Source organism: Stenotrophomonas maltophilia (genome assembly GCF_013464485.1).
Classification (GTDB): Bacteria; Pseudomonadota; Gammaproteobacteria; order Xanthomonadales; family Xanthomonadaceae; genus Stenotrophomonas; species Stenotrophomonas maltophilia_AW.
In genome coordinates, this window is record NZ_RAUX01000014.1 from 16,392 (window position 1) to 33,324 (window position 16,933).

The 16,933-nt window shown below is 66.3% G+C and carries 16 protein-coding genes; 4 read left to right on the forward strand and 12 right to left on the reverse strand.

The window, feature by feature from the left end; all coding sequences use genetic code 11:
- Positions 1-3 precede the first annotated feature (3 nt).
- From pheT to thrS, 6 genes are all read right to left on the reverse strand, one after another.
- Positions 4-2,385, reverse strand: a complete 2,382-nt coding sequence (gene pheT / locus D7Y61_RS06660) for a phenylalanine--tRNA ligase subunit beta (RefSeq protein ID WP_180865625.1) — start codon at positions 2,383-2,385, stop codon at positions 4-6.
- Between the two features lie 87 nt (positions 2,386-2,472).
- Positions 2,473-3,468, reverse strand: a complete 996-nt coding sequence (locus D7Y61_RS06665) for a phenylalanine--tRNA ligase subunit alpha (protein WP_005417865.1) — start codon at positions 3,466-3,468, stop codon at positions 2,473-2,475.
- A gap of 193 nt (positions 3,469-3,661) precedes the next feature.
- The gene (rplT, locus tag D7Y61_RS06670; RefSeq protein ID WP_005410435.1) at positions 3,662-4,021 is read right to left on the reverse strand and encodes a 50S ribosomal protein L20; all 360 of its coding nucleotides are present in this window, start codon (positions 4,019-4,021) and stop codon (positions 3,662-3,664) included.
- 11 nt (positions 4,022-4,032) lie between these two features.
- Positions 4,033-4,230: a 50S ribosomal protein L35 gene (rpmI, locus tag D7Y61_RS06675; protein ID WP_005410436.1), complete on the reverse strand. Its 198-nt coding sequence runs from the start codon at positions 4,228-4,230 to the stop codon at positions 4,033-4,035.
- 265 nt (positions 4,231-4,495) lie between these two features.
- Positions 4,496-5,038, reverse strand: a complete 543-nt coding sequence (infC, locus tag D7Y61_RS06680) for a translation initiation factor IF-3 (protein WP_005410437.1) — start codon at positions 5,036-5,038, stop codon at positions 4,496-4,498.
- A gap of 48 nt (positions 5,039-5,086) precedes the next feature.
- Positions 5,087-6,988, reverse strand: coding sequence for a threonine--tRNA ligase (gene thrS / locus D7Y61_RS06685; RefSeq protein WP_180865626.1), 1,902 nt, complete (start codon positions 6,986-6,988; stop codon positions 5,087-5,089).
- 428 nt (positions 6,989-7,416) lie between these two features.
- On the opposite strand from thrS, the gene D7Y61_RS06690 reads away from it, so the two are divergent.
- From D7Y61_RS06690 to D7Y61_RS06700, 3 genes are read left to right on the forward strand one after another with little or no spacing between them, the layout of a single operon-like run.
- Positions 7,417-7,713 (forward strand): hypothetical protein, encoded by a 297-nt coding sequence (locus tag D7Y61_RS06690; RefSeq protein ID WP_005410439.1) that lies wholly within the window; start codon positions 7,417-7,419, stop codon positions 7,711-7,713.
- Positions 7,713-7,976 carry a hypothetical protein gene (locus D7Y61_RS06695; RefSeq protein WP_180865627.1) on the forward strand — a complete coding sequence of 88 codons (264 nt, stop codon included), beginning with the start codon at positions 7,713-7,715 and terminating at the stop codon, positions 7,974-7,976. Before D7Y61_RS06690 ends, D7Y61_RS06695 begins: the two co-directional genes overlap by 1 nt.
- A gap of 10 nt (positions 7,977-7,986) precedes the next feature.
- On the forward strand, positions 7,987-9,546 hold the full coding sequence (locus D7Y61_RS06700) for a PepSY-associated TM helix domain-containing protein (protein WP_180865628.1): 1,560 nt from the start codon (positions 7,987-7,989) through the stop codon (positions 9,544-9,546).
- 129 nt (positions 9,547-9,675) lie between these two features.
- Here D7Y61_RS06700 and D7Y61_RS06705 read toward each other — a convergent pair whose 3' ends face one another.
- Both D7Y61_RS06705 and D7Y61_RS06710 read right to left on the reverse strand, forming a co-directional pair.
- Positions 9,676-10,068 (reverse strand): VOC family protein, encoded by a 393-nt coding sequence (locus tag D7Y61_RS06705; RefSeq protein WP_180865629.1) that lies wholly within the window; start codon positions 10,066-10,068, stop codon positions 9,676-9,678.
- Positions 10,069-10,158: 90 nt separating this feature from the next.
- Positions 10,159-11,349, reverse strand: coding sequence for a glycoside hydrolase family 18 protein (locus D7Y61_RS06710; RefSeq protein ID WP_180865630.1), 1,191 nt, complete (start codon positions 11,347-11,349; stop codon positions 10,159-10,161).
- 222 nt (positions 11,350-11,571) lie between these two features.
- Here D7Y61_RS06710 and D7Y61_RS06715 point away from each other — a divergent pair, with 222 nt between their 5' ends.
- Positions 11,572-12,558, forward strand: coding sequence for a hypothetical protein (locus tag D7Y61_RS06715; RefSeq protein WP_258010270.1), 987 nt, complete (start codon positions 11,572-11,574; stop codon positions 12,556-12,558).
- Positions 12,559-12,692: 134 nt separating this feature from the next.
- On the opposite strand, the gene pnp is transcribed toward D7Y61_RS06715, so the two are convergent.
- The 4 genes from pnp to rbfA form a co-directional block, all read right to left on the reverse strand.
- On the reverse strand, positions 12,693-14,801 hold the full coding sequence (pnp, locus tag D7Y61_RS06720; protein WP_032128652.1) for a polyribonucleotide nucleotidyltransferase: 2,109 nt from the start codon (positions 14,799-14,801) through the stop codon (positions 12,693-12,695).
- 151 nt (positions 14,802-14,952) lie between these two features.
- Positions 14,953-15,213 (reverse strand): 30S ribosomal protein S15, encoded by a 261-nt coding sequence (rpsO, locus tag D7Y61_RS06725; RefSeq protein ID WP_005410445.1) that lies wholly within the window; start codon positions 15,211-15,213, stop codon positions 14,953-14,955.
- 173 nt (positions 15,214-15,386) lie between these two features.
- Entirely contained in the window at positions 15,387-16,295 is a 909-nt protein-coding gene (gene truB / locus D7Y61_RS06730) for a tRNA pseudouridine(55) synthase TruB (protein WP_180865632.1), read from the reverse strand.
- Positions 16,296-16,400: 105 nt separating this feature from the next.
- Entirely contained in the window at positions 16,401-16,784 is a 384-nt protein-coding gene (gene rbfA, locus D7Y61_RS06735; RefSeq protein WP_005410447.1) for a 30S ribosome-binding factor RbfA, read from the reverse strand.
- Positions 16,785-16,933: the final 149 nt, after the last annotated feature.

A 16,933-nucleotide genomic window follows, 5' to 3' on the forward strand; every position in this document is an offset into this window, starting at 1 on the left:
CGCTCAGCCGCGGATCCGGGCGTGGTGTTCACGCTCGATGGCAGTGACCGCCTCGGCCACCACCGCATCCACGTCGCGGTCCGTCAGAGTGCGCGACTTGTCCTGCAAAATCAAGCCCATAGCGAGACTCTTGAATCCCGGCTCGACGCCCTGGCCGACATAGCGGTCGAACAGGTTCAGGTCGCGCAGCAGCGGGCCGGCGGCCTGGCGGACGGTTGCCGCCAGGTCGGCCCAGGCCACCTGTTCAGGCACCAGGAACGCCAGGTCGCGGCGCACCGCCGGGAAACGTGACAGCTCACCGGCACGCGGCAGGCGGCGGGCGATCAGCGGCTCCAGGTCCAGTTCGAAGGCGTAGACGTCTGCTTCGATGTCCATCGCCTTGGCCAGGCGCGGGTGGACCTGGCCGATCCAGCCGATCGCCACGCCATCGCGGAACACCTCGGCCGAACGCGCCGGGTGGCCATAGGGACGGGCCGACGGGCGGAACTCCAGCTGCGCACCACTGGCGGCGGCCAGCGATTCCAGGTCGCCCTTCAGGTCGTGGAAGTCGACCTTGCGCGTCGGCAGGCCCCACTGCACCGCCTGCGCATCGCCACAAACGGCAGCAGCCACGCGCGGGGTTTCCAGCGGTGCCGGTTGGCCGTCCCCGGCCTGCTGGGCAAACACACGGCCGATCTCGAACAGGCGCACGCGGCCCAGCTGGCGCGCGGCATTGCGGCCCAGCGTGGCGACCAGGCCCGGCAGCAACGACGGGCGCATCACCGCCAGTTCCGCCGACAGCGGGTTGGCCAGCGGCACCAGGCCGTCGCGCAGCTGCCACTGAGTCAGCAGCGCGTCGTCGACGAAGGCGAAATTGACGGTTTCCTGCTGGTCACGGGCGATCAGCTGGCGGCGCACACTCAGTGCATCCAGCTGCGTCTCGCTCGGCATCGCCACGCGCGAGGCACCGCCCGGCAGCGTGGTCGGGATCTGCTCGTAACCGTGGATGCGGGCCAGTTCTTCGATCAGGTCTTCTTCGATGGCGATGTCGAAGCGACGGCTCGGCGCGGCGACCTGCCAGCCCCCGGCCGTGGCAGCCACATCCATGCCCAACGCGCGCAGGATGCGCTCGACTTCGGCGTCGTCGATGGTGATGCCGAGCACGCGGGTGATGCGCGCGCGGCGCAGCACGATGGTTGCCGGCTGCGGCAGATCGGCTTCACGCACGGCCTCGGTGACCGGTGCCGGGGTACCGCCGGCCAGGTCCAGCACCAGGCGGGTGGCGTATTCGATAGCTGTGCGCGGCAGTGCCGGGTCGACGCCACGCTCGAAGCGGTGACCGGCATCGGTGTGCAGGCCCAGCTTGCGGCCACGGCCCATGATCGCGGCCGGCGCGAAGTGCGCGGCCTCCAGGAACACCGCGGTGGTGTCATCGGTGACGCGGGTGTCGAAGCCGCCCATCAGACCGGCCAGGCCGACCGCACGGTCGGCATCGGTGACCACCAGGAAGCTGTCGTCCAACGCGGCATCGCGGCCGTCCAGCAGCTTCAGGCTCTCGCCCGCGCGCGAACGACGCACGGCGATGCTGCCCTGCAGGGTGCCGAGGTCGTAGGCATGCATCGGCTGGCCCAGCTCCAGCACCACGTACTGGGTGATGTCGACCAGCAGCGAGACCGGACGCACGCCGCTGCGGCGCAGGCGCTCGGCCATCCACAGCGGGGTCTTGGCAGCGGCGTTGACGCCTTCGATCACGCGGCCCAGGTAACGCGGCGCTTCAGCGCCAGCGTCGAGCTGGATGCTCAGCTCACGGCTGCCGACAGCCGCAATGGCGTCGGCAGCGAAGTCCAGCACTTCGCTGCGAGTGGCGGCGGCGACGTCGTAGGCGATGCCGCGCAGGCTGAAGCAGTCGGCGCGGTTCGGGGTCAGCTTGATCTCGATGCTGGCGTCCGGCAGGCCCAGGTACTCGACCAGGGCTTGGCCGACCGGTGCGTCGTCCGGCAGTTCCAGCAGGCCGGACGCATCATTGTCCAGGCCCAGCTCCTTGGCCGAGCACAGCATGCCGTTGGACTGGACGCCGCGCAGCTTGGCCGGCTTGATCTTCAGCTCGCCGATCTGCGCACCGACCATCGCCAGCGGCGCGACCAAGCCCGGACGCGCGTTCGGTGCGCCGCACACGATCTGCAGCAGCTCGCCCTGCCCGGCGTCGACCCTGCACACCTGCAGGCGATCGGCTTCGGGATGGCGCACCGCTTCGACGATGCGCGCCACGACCACGTGGTCGAGGCCGTCGCCAAGCGCGGTCACCTCTTCCACTTCCAGACCGATGGCGGTCAGCACCGCGCTCAGCTCATCGCGCGAGGCGGAGGTCGGGACGTGGCTGCGCAGCCAGTTTTCGGAGAATTTCATGGTGTCACCCTGGTGGGCCCGGCGCATGCGCCTGGGCCTGCGAATTTAGGAGCAGCCGAGCATGGCTCGGCTCTACATGGTTGCGGCTTACGCGAACTGCTTGAGGAAGCGCACGTCGTTCTCGAAGAACGCGCGCAGGTCGTTGACGCCGTAGCGCAGCATCGCAAAGCGCTCCACGCCCATGCCGAAGGCAAAGCCGGTGTAGCGCTCCGGATCGATGCCGACGTTGCGCAGCACGTTCGGATGCACCATGCCGCAGCCGAGCACTTCCAGCCAGCGGGTGCTGCCATCGGGCTGCTGCCAGGCGATATCCACTTCCGCACCCGGTTCAACGAACGGGAAGTAGCTGGGACGGAAGCGCATCTCGAAGTCGCGCTCGAAGAACGCGCGCACGAACTCGGCCAGCGTGCCCTTCAGGTCGGCGAAGGTCGAATGCTCGTCCACCAGCAGACCTTCGACCTGATGGAACATCGGCGAATGGGTCTGGTCGCTGTCGCTGCGGTACACCTTGCCGGCGGCGATCATGCGCAGCGGCGGCGCGTGGTCGCCCATGTAGCGCACCTGCACACCGGAGGTATGCGTGCGCAGCAGGCGGCCGTCGCCGAAGTAGAAGGTGTCGTGCATGGCGCGCGCCGGGTGGTGCGGCGGGAAGTTCAGCGCCTCGAAGTTGTGCCAGTCGTCCTCGATCTCCGGCCCTTCCGACAGCTCGTAGCCCAGCCGACCGAAGATGCCGGTGATGCGCTCCAGGGTGCGGGTGATCGGGTGCAGGCCGGCACGGTCACCATTGCGGCCCGGCAGGGTGATGTCGATGGCTTCGGCGGCCAGGCGCGCATCCAGTGCCGCGTCTTCCAGCAGCGCCTTGCGCTCACCCAGCGCGCGGGTCAGCGCGTCACGGGCCTGGTTGATCGCTTCACCGGCGGCCTTGCGCTCGTCGGCCGGCAGGGCGCCGAGCTGCTTGAGCTGCGAAGTGATGCTGCCACTCTTGCCAAGCAGGGCCACGCGCAGCTGTTCCAGCACGTCGGGGCTCTGTGCGGCGGCCACATCGGCCAGCGCCTGGGTGGTGAGGGATTGGATGTCGCTCATGGGGGGCCGGAACTCCAGTCGATCTGCCATCGCGATGCGCGAAGGGCCGACCCCTGTCGCCACCGCTGTCCCCGCGCTGCCATCGCGGCCTCGCCGGGACCCAAAAAAGAATGGGGAAGGACTTGCGCCCTTCCCCATGCATTGCCTTGACCTGACACCGTTCCGAGTGAACGGTTACGGCATCGGGAAGGACTTATGCCGCCAGCGCGCCCTTGGCCTTTTCGGCCAGCGCAGCAAAACCGGCTGCGTCGTGCACGGCGATGTCAGCCAGGACCTTGCGATCCAGGGTGATGCCGGCCTTCAGCAGACCGTTCATGAAGCGGCTGTAGCTCAGGCCGTTGATGCGGGCAGCCGCATTGATACGGGTGATCCACAGCGAACGGAAGTTGCGCTTCTTCTGCTTACGGCCGATGTAGGCGTACTGCTGTGCCTTGATGACCGCCTGCTTGGCGACGCGGAAGACCTTGCGACGGGCGTTGTAATAGCCCTTGGCCAGATCCAGAATCTTCTTGTGGCGGCGACGCGCCTGTACGCCACGCTTAACTCGTGCCATTTTTCAGTTCCTCAGAGGTAAGGGAGCATGCGGTCCAGACGGCCTGCGTCTTCTGCACGGACATGGCCCGTCTGACGCAGATTACGCTTACGCTTGGTCGCTTTCTTCGTGAGGATGTGGCTACGGTTGGCGTGGCCGCACTTGTACTTGCCCGAGGCGGTCTTGCGGAAACGCTTGGCCGCTGCCCGGTTGGTCTTGATCTTGGGCATTGCAATGTCCTTGATGGGATATGACCCTGGTTTCTGACTGATCTGGCGGCGGCCTGGGCCGCTCTTTCCGTCCTGCCATGATCGGCGTACGACCCGTCCTGGGTGGGTCGAGCCGGGCATGATACAGGCAAAACCGCCCTGTCACCAGCCCCTGCAACCCTTTACCGGCAATTCACCGGCATGCCGCAAAAGCAAAGGGACGCCAGCGGCGCCCCCTTACCCTGAACCGTTCAGCCAGGCGCCCCGAAAGGCGGCCCGTCAGGCCTCAGGTCTTCTTCTTCGGCGCGATCATCATGACCATCTGACGCCCTTCCAGGCGCGGACGGGATTCAATGACGATGTCCTCGCCCAGATCGGTCTCGATCCGGTTGGCCATTTCGCGGCCCAGTTCCTGGTGGCTCATTTCACGGCCACGGAAGCGGATGTTGACCTTGATCTTGTCACCATCCTCAAGGAACCCGCGCATCTTGCGCAGCTTGATCTGGTAGTCGCCCTCGTCCGTGACCGGACGGAACTTCACTTCCTTGATCTCGACCTGCTTGGTCTTCTTCTTGGCCTCGCTGGCCTTCTTCTGCGCTTCGAACTTGAACTTGCCGAAGTCCATGATCTTGCAGACCGGCGGATCGGCCTGCGGCTGGATTTCGACCAGGTCCAGGCCTTCATCTTCGGCCATGGACAGCGCTTCGTCGCGCGACAACACGCCGATCATTTCTCCGTCACTGCCGATCACGCGGACGCGCGGCACACGGATTTCCTGATTCTTGCGGTTCTGTTTGTTGTCAGGGGTGCTGATATTACGTTCTCCCAAGGGTATCGAACCGGTCCGGGTGCCTGTGCGCCCGGACCGGACCTTTGCTTACGCGCCCTCGGCGTGGAGCCGCTCGATGAAGTCCTGCAGGCTCATGCTGCCCAGGTCTTCGCCAGAACGCGTACGCACCGCCACAGCCCCATTTTCCTTCTCGCGGTCACCGATGACCAGCAGGTAGGGCACGCGCTGCAACGTATGCTCGCGGATTTTATAGCCGATCTTCTCGTTACGCAAATCCGAGCTGACGCGGAAGCCTTGCTCCGCAAGGGTTTTGGTCACGCCCGCGACGTATTCAGCCTGAGCGTCGGTGATATTGGCCACCACCACCTGGGTCGGCGCCAGCCAAGCCGGGAACTGGCCGGCATGGTGCTCGATCAGGATGCCCAGGAAGCGCTCCATTGAGCCGACGATGGCACGATGCAGCATGACCGGGTGCTTCTTCTGGCTGTTCTCGTCCACGTACTCGGCGCCCAGGCGGCCCGGCATCATGAAGTCGACCTGCATGGTGCCCAGCTGCCAGGTACGGCCGATGGCGTCCTTCAGGTGGTACTCGATCTTCGGGCCGTAGAAGGCGCCCTCGCCCGGCAGCTCCTGCCACTCCACGCCACAGGCGGTCAGCGCCGAGCGCAGCGCGCCTTCGGCCTTGTCCCAGGTCGCATCGTCACCCAGACGCGATTCCGGGCGCAGGGCGATCTTGATCTGGATGTCGTCGAAGCCGAAGTGCTGGTAGACCGCCAGCGCCTGCTGGTGGAAGGCCGTCACTTCCGATTCGATCTGGTTTTCCGTGCAGAACACATGGCCGTCGTCCTGGGTGAAGCCACGCACGCGCAGGATGCCGTGCAGCGCGCCGGACGGCTCGTTGCGATGGCAGGAACCGAACTCACCGTAGCGGATCGGCAGGTCGCGGTAGCTGTGCAGGCCTTGGTTGAACACCTGGATGTGGCCCGGGCAGTTCATCGGCTTGACCGCGTACGTGCGCTTCTCCGACTCGGTGAAGAACATGTTGTCCTGGTAGTTGTCCCAGTGGCCGGACTTCTTCCACAGGCTCACGTCCAGGATCTGCGGGCAGCGCACTTCGCCGTAGCCGCTGTTGCGGTACACCTTGCGCATGTACTGCTCGACCACCTGCCACAGTGCCCAGCCCTTCGGGTGCCAGAACACCAGGCCCGGCGCTTCTTCCTGCAGGTGGAACAGGTCCTGCTGCTTGCCGATGCGGCGGTGGTCGCGCATCTCGGCTTCTTCGATGCGCTTGATGTACGCCTCGAGCTGCTTCTTGTCGGCCCAGGCGGTGCCGTAGATGCGCTGCAGCTGCTCGTTCTGCGCGTCACCGCGCCAGTAGGCACCGGAGATGCGGGTCAGCTTGAAGGCCTTCAGGAAGCGCGTGTTCGGCACGTGCGGGCCGCGGCACATGTCCACGTATTCCTGGTGGTAATACATGCCCATCGCCTGGATGTCGTCGGACATGTCCTCGATCAGGCGCAGCTTGTAGTCCTCGCCACGGGCCTTGAAGATCTCGATCACTTCCGCGCGCGGCGTCATCTTCTTGATGACGTCGTAGTCCTGTGCGATCAGCTCGCCCATGCGCTTCTCGATCGCGGCCATGTCGTCCGGAGTGAACGGGCGCTCGGAGTAGATGTCGTAATAGAAGCCTTCGGCGATCACCGGGCCGATCACCATCTTCACGTCAGGGTACAGCTGCTTGACGGCGTGGCCGACGAGGTGGGCGCAGGAGTGGCGGATGATCTCCACGCCCTCCTCGTCCTTGGCGGTGATGATGCGCAGGCTGGCATCGTGGTCGATGACGTCGCTGGCATCGACCAGCACGCCGTCCACGGCACCGGCAATGGTGGCCTTGGCCAGGCCGGCGCCGATCGACTGGGCGACGTCCATGACGCTGACGGGGTTTTCAAACTCGCGGCGGCTGCCGTCGGGAAGGGTAATGTTGATCATCGCAGTGGCTTCGTGCGGGGGCCCGCTGGGCGGACTGGAAAGCGTTCCCGGGACGGCGCCCGGGCAATAAAAAAGCGCCACAAGGGCGCCTGGAACACAGGGCCTTCGGGGGCAGGTCAACAGTGGGCGGTGGTAGTGCTCATGTCGCACGCTCGGCCGGCGCTGGGCGCGGGCCACCTTGTTCCAGTCAGAGGGTGTGATGATCTTAAACCAGCGCACCGGAAAGCCCAAGGGCTACCGTACGGTCCGCTGAATGGCCGCCGCTGGCGGCGTGAAAACGCAATGACTACCATGTGCACGCAGCCGGCCCGTGCCAGCCTGCCCGCTTTCCCCCAGGACCCCGTGATGCGCCACCCGCTCCGACCGGCTCCCGCCGGCCCCGCCCGTGCCCCGCGTTCGCCGGCCCGCTGCCGCGGCGGCCGCTCGCAATGATCACCGTCGGCCTTTCCACGCTCGGCTTCTGCAGCCTGGGCATGCTGGCGGCGATGTTCTCGGCGCTGGCCTTCTATGCCGCCTCACCGCACTGCCGCTGGCCGCGCCTGCGTCGCGCCGGCCGCCTTGGACGCCAGATCGGCCTGGTCGCAGCTGCCGCCGCGCTGTGGCTATGGATGGCCGAGCTCGGCTTTGCCGCCGGCCTGGTGGCGATGCTGTGCACCTGGATGCTGGCGGCGATGCTGCTGCCGGCGCTGGCCGCCTGGCACCGCCCCGGCACGGAGTCGCCCTGATGTGGCCGCGCGCACTGGCCGGCATCATCGCCGGGTTCCTTCTGGCCGCTGCCGCCACTGGATGGGTGACCTGGCTCCCGCCAGGCCCCTGGCAGAACGCCCTGGTACCCGGCCTGATCGCCTTCGTGCCGCTGTGGATGCTGGCTGCCCTCTGGGCGTTCAGTTTCCGCAGCGCGCTGCATGCCTGGCTGGTGCTGGGTGGCAGCGCCGCCGCCGGCTTCGCCGTACTCGGGTTGCTGCGCCTGACCGGCGCGGTACATTGAGATCTCTCCCATGAAGTTCAGTTCGCAGACACTGCGCACGTTCACCACCTTGCATACCTGGGTTGGCCTGGTGGCCGGCTTCGGCCTGTTCGTGGCCTTCTACGCCGGTGCGTTGACCCTGTTCCATCACGACCTGCCGCTGTGGCAGACGCCAGGCGCAGCTACCGCACTGCCAGCCGGGCTGGACGATGCGCAGTACCTGCTGGAGGACGTGCTGGCCACGCATCCGGAAGCACGTCGCCACGTCGGCATGACCTTCCCTGGCACCGACCATCCGCAGCCTCTGGCGTACTGGCAGGCCGATGACGGTAGCTGGCGTTACGCCTGGCCGGGCCAGATCGCCGGCAGCCCGACGCCGCCGCAGACCGGGCTGGCGGAACTGGTCAACGAGCTGCACTACAGCCTGGGCCTACCCGTGGCCGGCATCTACGTGATGGGCATCGTCAGCCTGCTGTATGGCATGGCGCTGCTCAGCGGCCTGGTGATCCACCTTCCGAAGCTGTTTGGTGACCTGTTCGCGCTGCGGCCGGGCCGCAACCTGAAGCAGTTGTGGCAGGACGCGCACAACGTGATCGGCGTACTGAGCCTGCCCTTCCACCTGATGTTCGCGGTGACCGGCGCCCTGCTCTGCCTGGTGTTCGTGCAGATGGCCCTGCTCAACCCGTTGATCTACGACGGCAAGGCGCTGCAGGCGGTGCCGACGGCGATGGACACCGCGCCCGTGCGCGACGCCAGTGGCATTCCGGCACCGCCAGGCAGCCTGCGCGTGCTGCATGCGCGCGCGCTTGAAGTCGCCCGCGCACAGGGCGTGGCCAACTTCGAGCCGGCTTACCTGAAGCTGGCCAATGCCGGCGATGCCAATGCCACCATCGAGATCACCGGCGAATCCACCGGCACGCTCGGCCCGCTTGGCGCGGTGGCACTGGACGTCACCACAGGTAACGTTCTGGCCTCGCAGCTGCCAGGCCAGCGCGACGCCAACCACGCCACGCTCAGCGCCGCCTACGCGTTGCACTTCGGCGAATTCGGCAACGGCGTGGTGGTCTGGCTGTACTTCCTGCTCGGCCTCGGCGGTGCCTTCCTGTTCTACTCCGGCAACCTGTTGTGGATCGAGTCGCGGCGCAAGCGCCGCCAGCCGCAGCAGCCGCGTGCCGGCGTGAACATGGCGCGGGCCACGGTCGGCGTGTGCATCGGCCTGTGCGTGGCGATCTCGGTCGCCTTCGTCACCGCACTGGTGCTGGAGCGGCTGGCACCGTCGGCAGTCGACCACGGCATCCGCTGGGCCTGCTTCGGCAGCTGGGCTGTCTGTGCGCTGTGGGCCGCACTGCGACGCCCGGCGCAGGCGGCACGCGAACTGCTGTGGGCGGCGGCGATCAGCACTGCGCTGGTGCCGATCCTGCATGGTGCGCTCAATGGTGACTGGCTGTGGCGTGCTGCCGCGCGTGGCCACTGGCCGCTGTTCTGGGTCGATGCCATCGCGCTGGCCATGGCCTTCGGCTTCGCCCGCCTGGCAGTGGCCAGCCAACGCCGCGCCCGCAACGGCGATCCCAACAGCGTCTGGGTCAACTGAGCCTTCGCCGGGCATGGCCCGGCGCTACCTACCGTTGCGCGCAACGCCCCCTGTAGCGTCGAGCTTGCTCGACTGGCGTTGATTTCGCGCCAAGCACCGTCGAGCAAGCTCGACGCTACACAAGCAGGATCATGCCTCGCCGGGGTAACGACTCACTTCGATCAGGTTGCCATCCGGGTCGCGGAAGTACACCGATTCGATCGGCCCCAGCGCGCCGGTGCGTGCAACCGGCCCCTCCTCCACCGCAACGGACTGCGCCTGCAGGTGGGCCAGCACATCGACTGTCGCCGTACGCGTGACCAGGCACAGGTCGGCACTGCCCGGCGTGGGCCGCAGCGCATGCGGCTGCAGCGGGGCACTGGCCAGATGCAGATTGATCTTCTGCTGGCCGAACTGCAGCGCGGTACGGCCCGCGCCGAAGCGCACGATCTGCATGCCGAGCACGCGCTGGTAGAAGTCACAGCTGCGGTCGATGTCGGCGACGGTGAGGACCAGGTGGTCCAGGCGTTCAAGATGGATCATGCCCGCAGCGTAACGCTGCGGGCGTGGCCATGCTGTGCGGCGTTGGGCCAATGGCGTTGCGACATTGCGCCGGGCATCGCCTGATGCAGCTCAATCGCCGATGCGCGCCTTCTGCCAGGGGCCCAGCATGGCGTTGAGCAGGCTGGCCTGTTCGTCGTCGCCGGTCAGCTCCCACATGAAGACCCCGGCCAGGCCCTGCTCACGGGCGAACTGCGCACGCAGCCCGATCGAGCGCGGGTCTTCATAGCTGATGAAGATCTTCTGCCCGGCGTTGTACAGCCACGGGCTCTGCGCCTGCGACTGCCAGTGTTTCGTCCAACCCGGCTGGTCGAGATAGCGCGCCTTGATCACCCGCCAGTCGCCGGCATCAGCCGGCGCACTGTAGGACTGGTACAGGCCATCCGGGGCATCGCCGGTGACCTTGAAGCCGCGCCCGTAGAACGGCACGCCCAACACCAGCTTGTCGGCCGGCACACCGTGCTCGCGGTAGTACTGCACCGCGCCGGCCACGTTGTTCCAGCGCCGCAGCTCCGGCGCCAGCGGATCGGCCGGCACTTCATGCAGCGGCGCATTGAAGGTCGACACCGCAGAGAAACCGGTGCCCATGTCGTAGCTCATCAGGTTGATGAAATCGAACACCTTGGCCAACGCCGGCAGGTCGTAGCTGGCGGCCGGATCGTAGGGGCCATCGGTCTGCAGGCGACCGGCGGCCAACGCGGCGGTCAGCAGCATCGGCTGTCGCTCCTTGCGCCCGTGCGCGTCGAGTGCCACGCGGAACGCCTGCGCGAGCCTGGTCAGATTGGCGCGATCCTGCGGGCGGTGCGCCAGCTCCTTCGGGCCGCCACTGACAGGAAATTCCCAGTCGATGTCCACGCCATCGAAGCTGCCGGCATGGCGATCGAAGAACAGCGCCATGCACGAGTCGACCAGGCGCTTGCGGCTGGCCTCGGTCAGCGCTGCATCGGAGAATCCACCTGCGCCCCATCCGCCAATTGAGATCAGCGTGCGCAGATGCGGGTGCGCCTTCTTCAGCTCGGCCAGCGCAGCGAAATTCTTCGGCGCTTCGGCACCGATCGTGCAGCGCCCGTCCTCGATGGTGGAGAACGCGTAGAACAGGTGGGTGAGGCGCTCGGCCGGAATGCTCGACACCGGGTAGCGCTCGGCCGAACCACCGGGGTAGTAGGCACCGAAGATCGGTGGCTGCGCGGGCGCCGCATGTACGGCAAAGGGCAAGGCACCGGCAATCAGCACGGCAAGGACAGCCACGGTCTGGCGGAACATGGAATCTCCCGGTTCGAAGGCGCCGCCACGTTAGCAAACGAATGGGGCCATGGGACGGATGTCGTGGCATGTCGTCCAGTGGACAGCAACGATCGGCCAGAGGGCGACAACGTGGCAGTCATGCCGCTGCCACCATGCATTGCAGCAGGACATGCACCGACGCGGCGCTCCCAGCCACCTGCATCGGCTAAGGTAGCCGCGGATCTACAACCGCGCATGGACATGAGCACCGACCACGACACTCCCTGCAACGACGACCTGCTGGACGACACATCCCTCGACGAACGCCAGTTGCTGGAAGCACGCGCCTACGACGCCTTCCACGAAGGCGACCTGCAGCAGGCGGTGGCGCTGTTCGGCGAGCTGATCGCACTCGCTCCGGAGGTGCCGTACCTGCATTACATGCGCGGGCTGGCGCACAAGTACCTGCGCGACTGGGCTGCCTCACTGCAGGACAACCTGCAATCGGAGCAGCTGCGTGGGGAATTCGATGTCGCCACTGCCTGGAATGCCGGCATCGCCGCCACCGGCATGGCGGACTGGGCCGAAGCACGACGCCAGTGGACCCGCTGTGGCATCACCCTGCCCGAAGGCGAGGGCCCGATCGAGGGCCACTTCGGCGTGGCCTGCGTGCGCCTGGCACCGTGGTCGGATGCCGAAGTGGTGTATATGAGCCGCATTGATCCGGTGCGTGCACGCATCGACAACGTACCGCTGCCCGAAAGCGGCTTCCGCTTCGGCGACATCGTGCTGCACGACGGCGCATCAACCGGCCATCGCACCTACGGCGAGCGCCAGGTGCCGGTGTTCAATGCCATGCAGCGCCTGCAGGCATCGGACATGGCGACCTTCACCGTGTTCGTGCAGTGCGATTCGGCCGATGACATCGCTGCCCTGGAAGCCATCACCCTGCCTGGCATCGGCATGGTCGAGGACTGGACGGCCACCGTGCGCCGGCTGTGCCGCCGCTGCAGCTACGGCACGCCGCACCAGCATGGTGACGAGGCGCCAGATGAAGACCAATGGAGACGCGAACGTGACCTCGGCGTGGCCGCACAGGGCCGGGATGCGGTGGAAAAGCTCATGGCGGTGTGGGTCGCTACAGCCCCCGGCCGGGTGCTGGAGGCCATCGAACAGCGCGAGCACCCGATGAGCGACCCGGAGCCAGGCCAGGTCTGGTGGCTGGGTGAGGACGAAGAAGACGCGTAAGTGCAAGGACCAACGGTCCTCATCCACAGGATTCCAGGCAAAGAAAAAGCGGGCCGAAGCCCGCTTTTTCATTTCAGCGATTCCAGGAGCGTGTCAACCAAGGTTGACACCTACCGTAATCGACCGGAGGTCGATTACTCGGCGCTGACGGCGTCGCCTTCTTCCACGGCCTTCATCGACAGGCGGATACGGCCCTGCTTGTCGACTTCCAGCACCTTGACCTTGACCACATCGCCTTCCTTCAGCACGTCGCCGACCTTCTCGACGCGATCGCTGGAGATCTGCGACACGTGGACCAGACCGTCCTTGCCCGGCAGGATGGTGACGAACGCACCGAAGTCCATGATCTTGGCGACCTTGCCTTCGTAGATGCGGCCCGGCTCGACGTCCGAGGTGATCTGCTCGATGCGGGCCTTGGCGGCCTGGGCAGCGATGGCATTGACCGAAGCGATGACGATGGTGCCGTCGTCCTGGATGTCGATCTGGGTGCCGGTTTCCTTGGTGATGGCCTGGATGGTCGAACCACCCTTGCCGATCACTTCGCGGATCTTGTCCGGGTGGATCTTGATGGTCAGCAGGCGCGGCGCGTAGTCCGACAGCTCTTCACGCGGAGCGGTCAGGCCGTGGGCCATTTCGCCCAGGATGTGCAGACGGCCAGCCTTGGCCTGCTGCAGGGCCTGCTTCATGATCTCTTCGGTGATGCCTTCGATCTTGATGTCCATCTGCAGGGCGGAGATGCCCTCAGCGGTACCGGCCACCTTGAAGTCCATGTCGCCCAGGTGATCTTCGTCACCCAGGATGTCGGACAGGACGACGAAACGCTCGCCTTCCTTGACCAGGCCCATGGCGATACCGGCAACCGGCGCCTTCACCGGCACGCCGGCGTCCATCAGGGCCAGCGACGAACCGCAGACCGATGCCATCGACGAGGAACCGTTCGACTCGGTGATTTCCGAGACGACGCGGATGGTGTACGGGAAGGCTTCCAGCGACGGCATGACAGCCAGCACGCCGCGCTTGGCCAGGCGACCGTGGCCGATTTCGCGGCGCTTCGGGCCCATCATGCGGCCGCACTCACCCACCGAGAACGGAGGGAAGTTGTAGTGGAACAGGAAGTTTTCCTTGTACTCACCGGCAACGGCATCGATGACCTGGCCATCACGGGCGGTGCCCAGGGTGATGGTCACGATGGCCTGGGTTTCGCCGCGGGTGAACAGCGAGGAACCGTGGGTACGCGGCAGCACGCCGGTCTTCACGGCGATCGGGCGGACGGTGTCCAGCGCACGGCCGTCGATACGGACCTTGGTGTCCAGCACCGAGTCACGCATGGTGCGGTATTCCAGCTCGCCGAATTCCTTCGACAGCTCGGCCGGGTTCCAGCCTTCAGCGGCCACGCGGCCAGCCAGGGTTTCGACCACGTCCTTCTTGATCGCCGAGATGGCGTCGCGGCGCTGCAGCTTGTCGCGCACCTGGAAGGCTTCGCCCAGGCGCGGGCCGATGGCTTCCTTCAGGGCGGAGATCAGCGCGTCGTTCTTGGCCGGAGCTTCCCAGGTCGACGGCTTGGTGCCGGCTTCGACGGTCAGCTCGTTGATCGCGTTGATGACCTTCTGCATTTCGCGGTGACCGAAGGTCACGGCGCCCAGCATCACTTCTTCGGACAGCAGCGCGGCTTCGGATTCGACCATCAGCACGGCGTTGGAGGTACCGGCGACGACCAGTTCCAGCTGCGAGTCAGCCAGTTCGCTGACGGTCGGGTTCAGGATGTACTCGCCGTTCTTGTAACCGACCTTGGCAGCGCCGATCGGACCCATGAACGGGGTGCCGGCCAGGGCCAGGGCAGCCGAGGCGCCGATCAGGGCCGGGATGTCGCCGTCCACGTCCGGGTTCAACGACATGACCGTGGCGATGATCTGCACTTCGTTCTTGTAGTCTTCCGGGAACAGCGGACGGATCGGACGGTCGATCAGACGCGAGATCAGGGTTTCCTTCTCGGTCGCACGGCCCTCACGCTTGAAGAAACCACCCGGGATACGGCCGCCGGCGTAGAACTTTTCCTGATAATCGACGGTCAGCGGGAAGAAGTCCTGGCCTTCGCGCGCGCTCTTGGCGGCGACGGCGGTGACCAGCAGTACGGTGTCGTCCATCTTGACGATGACGGCACCGCTGGCCTGACGGGCGACTTCGCCGGTCTCGAGCGTGACGGTGTGCTTGCCGTACTGGAAGGTTTTGGTGATTTTTGCCACGGAGGGTGTCCTTGGGGATGCTGTCTGCGAATTTGGACCGTCGGCGACCCTTGCCGCCAGCGGGTGGCCGGATCGTTCCGGCCTGAATCGGGGATTGCGGTGCTACAAAACAAAACCGCGGCGCATCGCTGCGCCGCGGGGGATTCGTTGCTTAGCGACGCAGGCCAAGCTTTTCGATCAGGGCCTTGTAACGCTCGACGTCCTTCTTCTTCAGGTAGTCGAGCAGGCTGCGACGGCGGTTGACCATCTGCAGCAGGCCGCGGCGGCTGTGGTGGTCCTTCTTGTGGGTCTTGAAGTGGCCGGTCAGCAGTTCGATGCGGGCGGTCAGCAGTGCAACCTGGACTTCCGGGGAGCCGGTGTCAGCCGAGCTGCGCTTGTTGTCTTCAATGACCTTCTGGGTGTCAATCGACATTTCTTTTTTCTCTGTGATGCGTGGCCGGCAGGAACGCGCTTCGCGCACCGCCAGGCTCGCCGTGGACTACGAGGATGAAACCTGCGCGAGGCAGGCTGCCGGAAAACGGCCGCGAAATTGTAACGGTCGGGGGCTTCCGGGACAAGGACCGGGGCTGAACCGCCCGGGCCCGGTCAGAGGTTGAAACGACGCTGCGGCGCCAGCAGGCCGCTGTCATCGACCTGCCCCAGCCCCTGGACAACATCGTCCGGACCAAACACGGCGACCAGGCCATGCGGCCAGGACGGGTCGCGCTGGCGCTGGCCGACGCAGAAGCGGTGGGCCTGGCCGGCATCGAGGTCGACCCGCGGGTATTCCGCCAGCCCGGCCGCCAGCGGCAGCAGCAGCGCGTCCATGCCGGCCTCATCACCTGCCTCGACCATCGCCCGCAGCTGATCCAGGGTGACCATCGCCGGTTCACGGAACGGCTCGACCCAGAGCCGGCGCAGCGCAGTGATGTGAGCACCGCAGCCCAGGCTTTCGCCAAGGTCGCGGGCCAGGCTGCGGATGTAGGTGCCCGAGCCGCAGGTCACCCGCAGGCGCAGCCGTTCCGGCTGCTGCTCCAGCACCTCGATGGCATGCACCTGCACCTCGCGCTCAGGCGCTTCGATGACGTCACCACGACGGGCCTTCACATACAGCGGTTCCCCACCCTGCTTCAGCGCCGAGTAGATCGGAGCGCGCTGGCGGATGCTGCCGGTCAGCGGCACCAGCGCCGCCTGCAGGGCCTCGGCACTGATCGAAGGCACCGGGCGCTGCAGCAGCACCTGGCCTTCGGAATCGTCGGTATCGGTGGTCTGGCCCAGCATGATCTCGGCGTCGTAGGCCTTGGCCGAGCCGAGCAGCAGGCCGGCGATCTTGGTTGCCTCGCCGAAGCACAGCGGCAACAGGCCGGTGGCCAGCGGATCAAGGCTGCCGGTATGGCCGCCCTTTTCGGCACGGAACAGGCGACGGGCCACCTGCAGGGCGGCGTTGGAGCTCATGCCGGTCGACTTGTCGAGCAGCAGGATGCCATCCAGGCGGCGGAACTGAATTCGGGTCATGGCAGGATTGTGTAGAGCCGAGCCAGGCTCGGCTACCGCAGCGCGGCCGGCACAGGCATCGCGTTGCCGGAATGAAAAGACGCCGGGCATGGGCCCGGCGCTGGCTTATTCTTCGTCGCTTTCGCGGCGCTTCTCCGCGGCCAGCGTATCGGGCAGGTCGCGCAGGATGTTGTCGATGTGCTCACCACGGTCGACCGAATCGTCGTAGTGGAAATGCAGCTCCGGCACGTGGCGCAGCTTCATCGCACGGGCCAGGTCCATGCGCAGGCGGTAGCCCAGCTCCTTCAGGCCGGCCACGGCTTCGGCCGAACGCTCCGGCATCAGCGCGGTGACGAATACCTTGGCATGGGCCATGTCGCGGGTGATTTCCACGTCGGACACGCTCACCGAGGGCAACCCATGCTCGCGCACGGCGTTGTGCACCAGGGTGCCGAGTTCACGGCGCAGCTGGGCGGAGACACGGTCGGTTCGATGGAAAGTCTTGGGCACGCGGTCAGGCTCTTGATTTGAATGTGACCCGACCAAGGTCGGGCCCTACCAGGGGCGAAGACCCGACCAAGGTCGGGTCCTACCAGGGAAGGCGGCCCGACCAAGGTCGGGCCCCACCAGGGTGGCGGACCGGTCCGCGAGGACCGGCC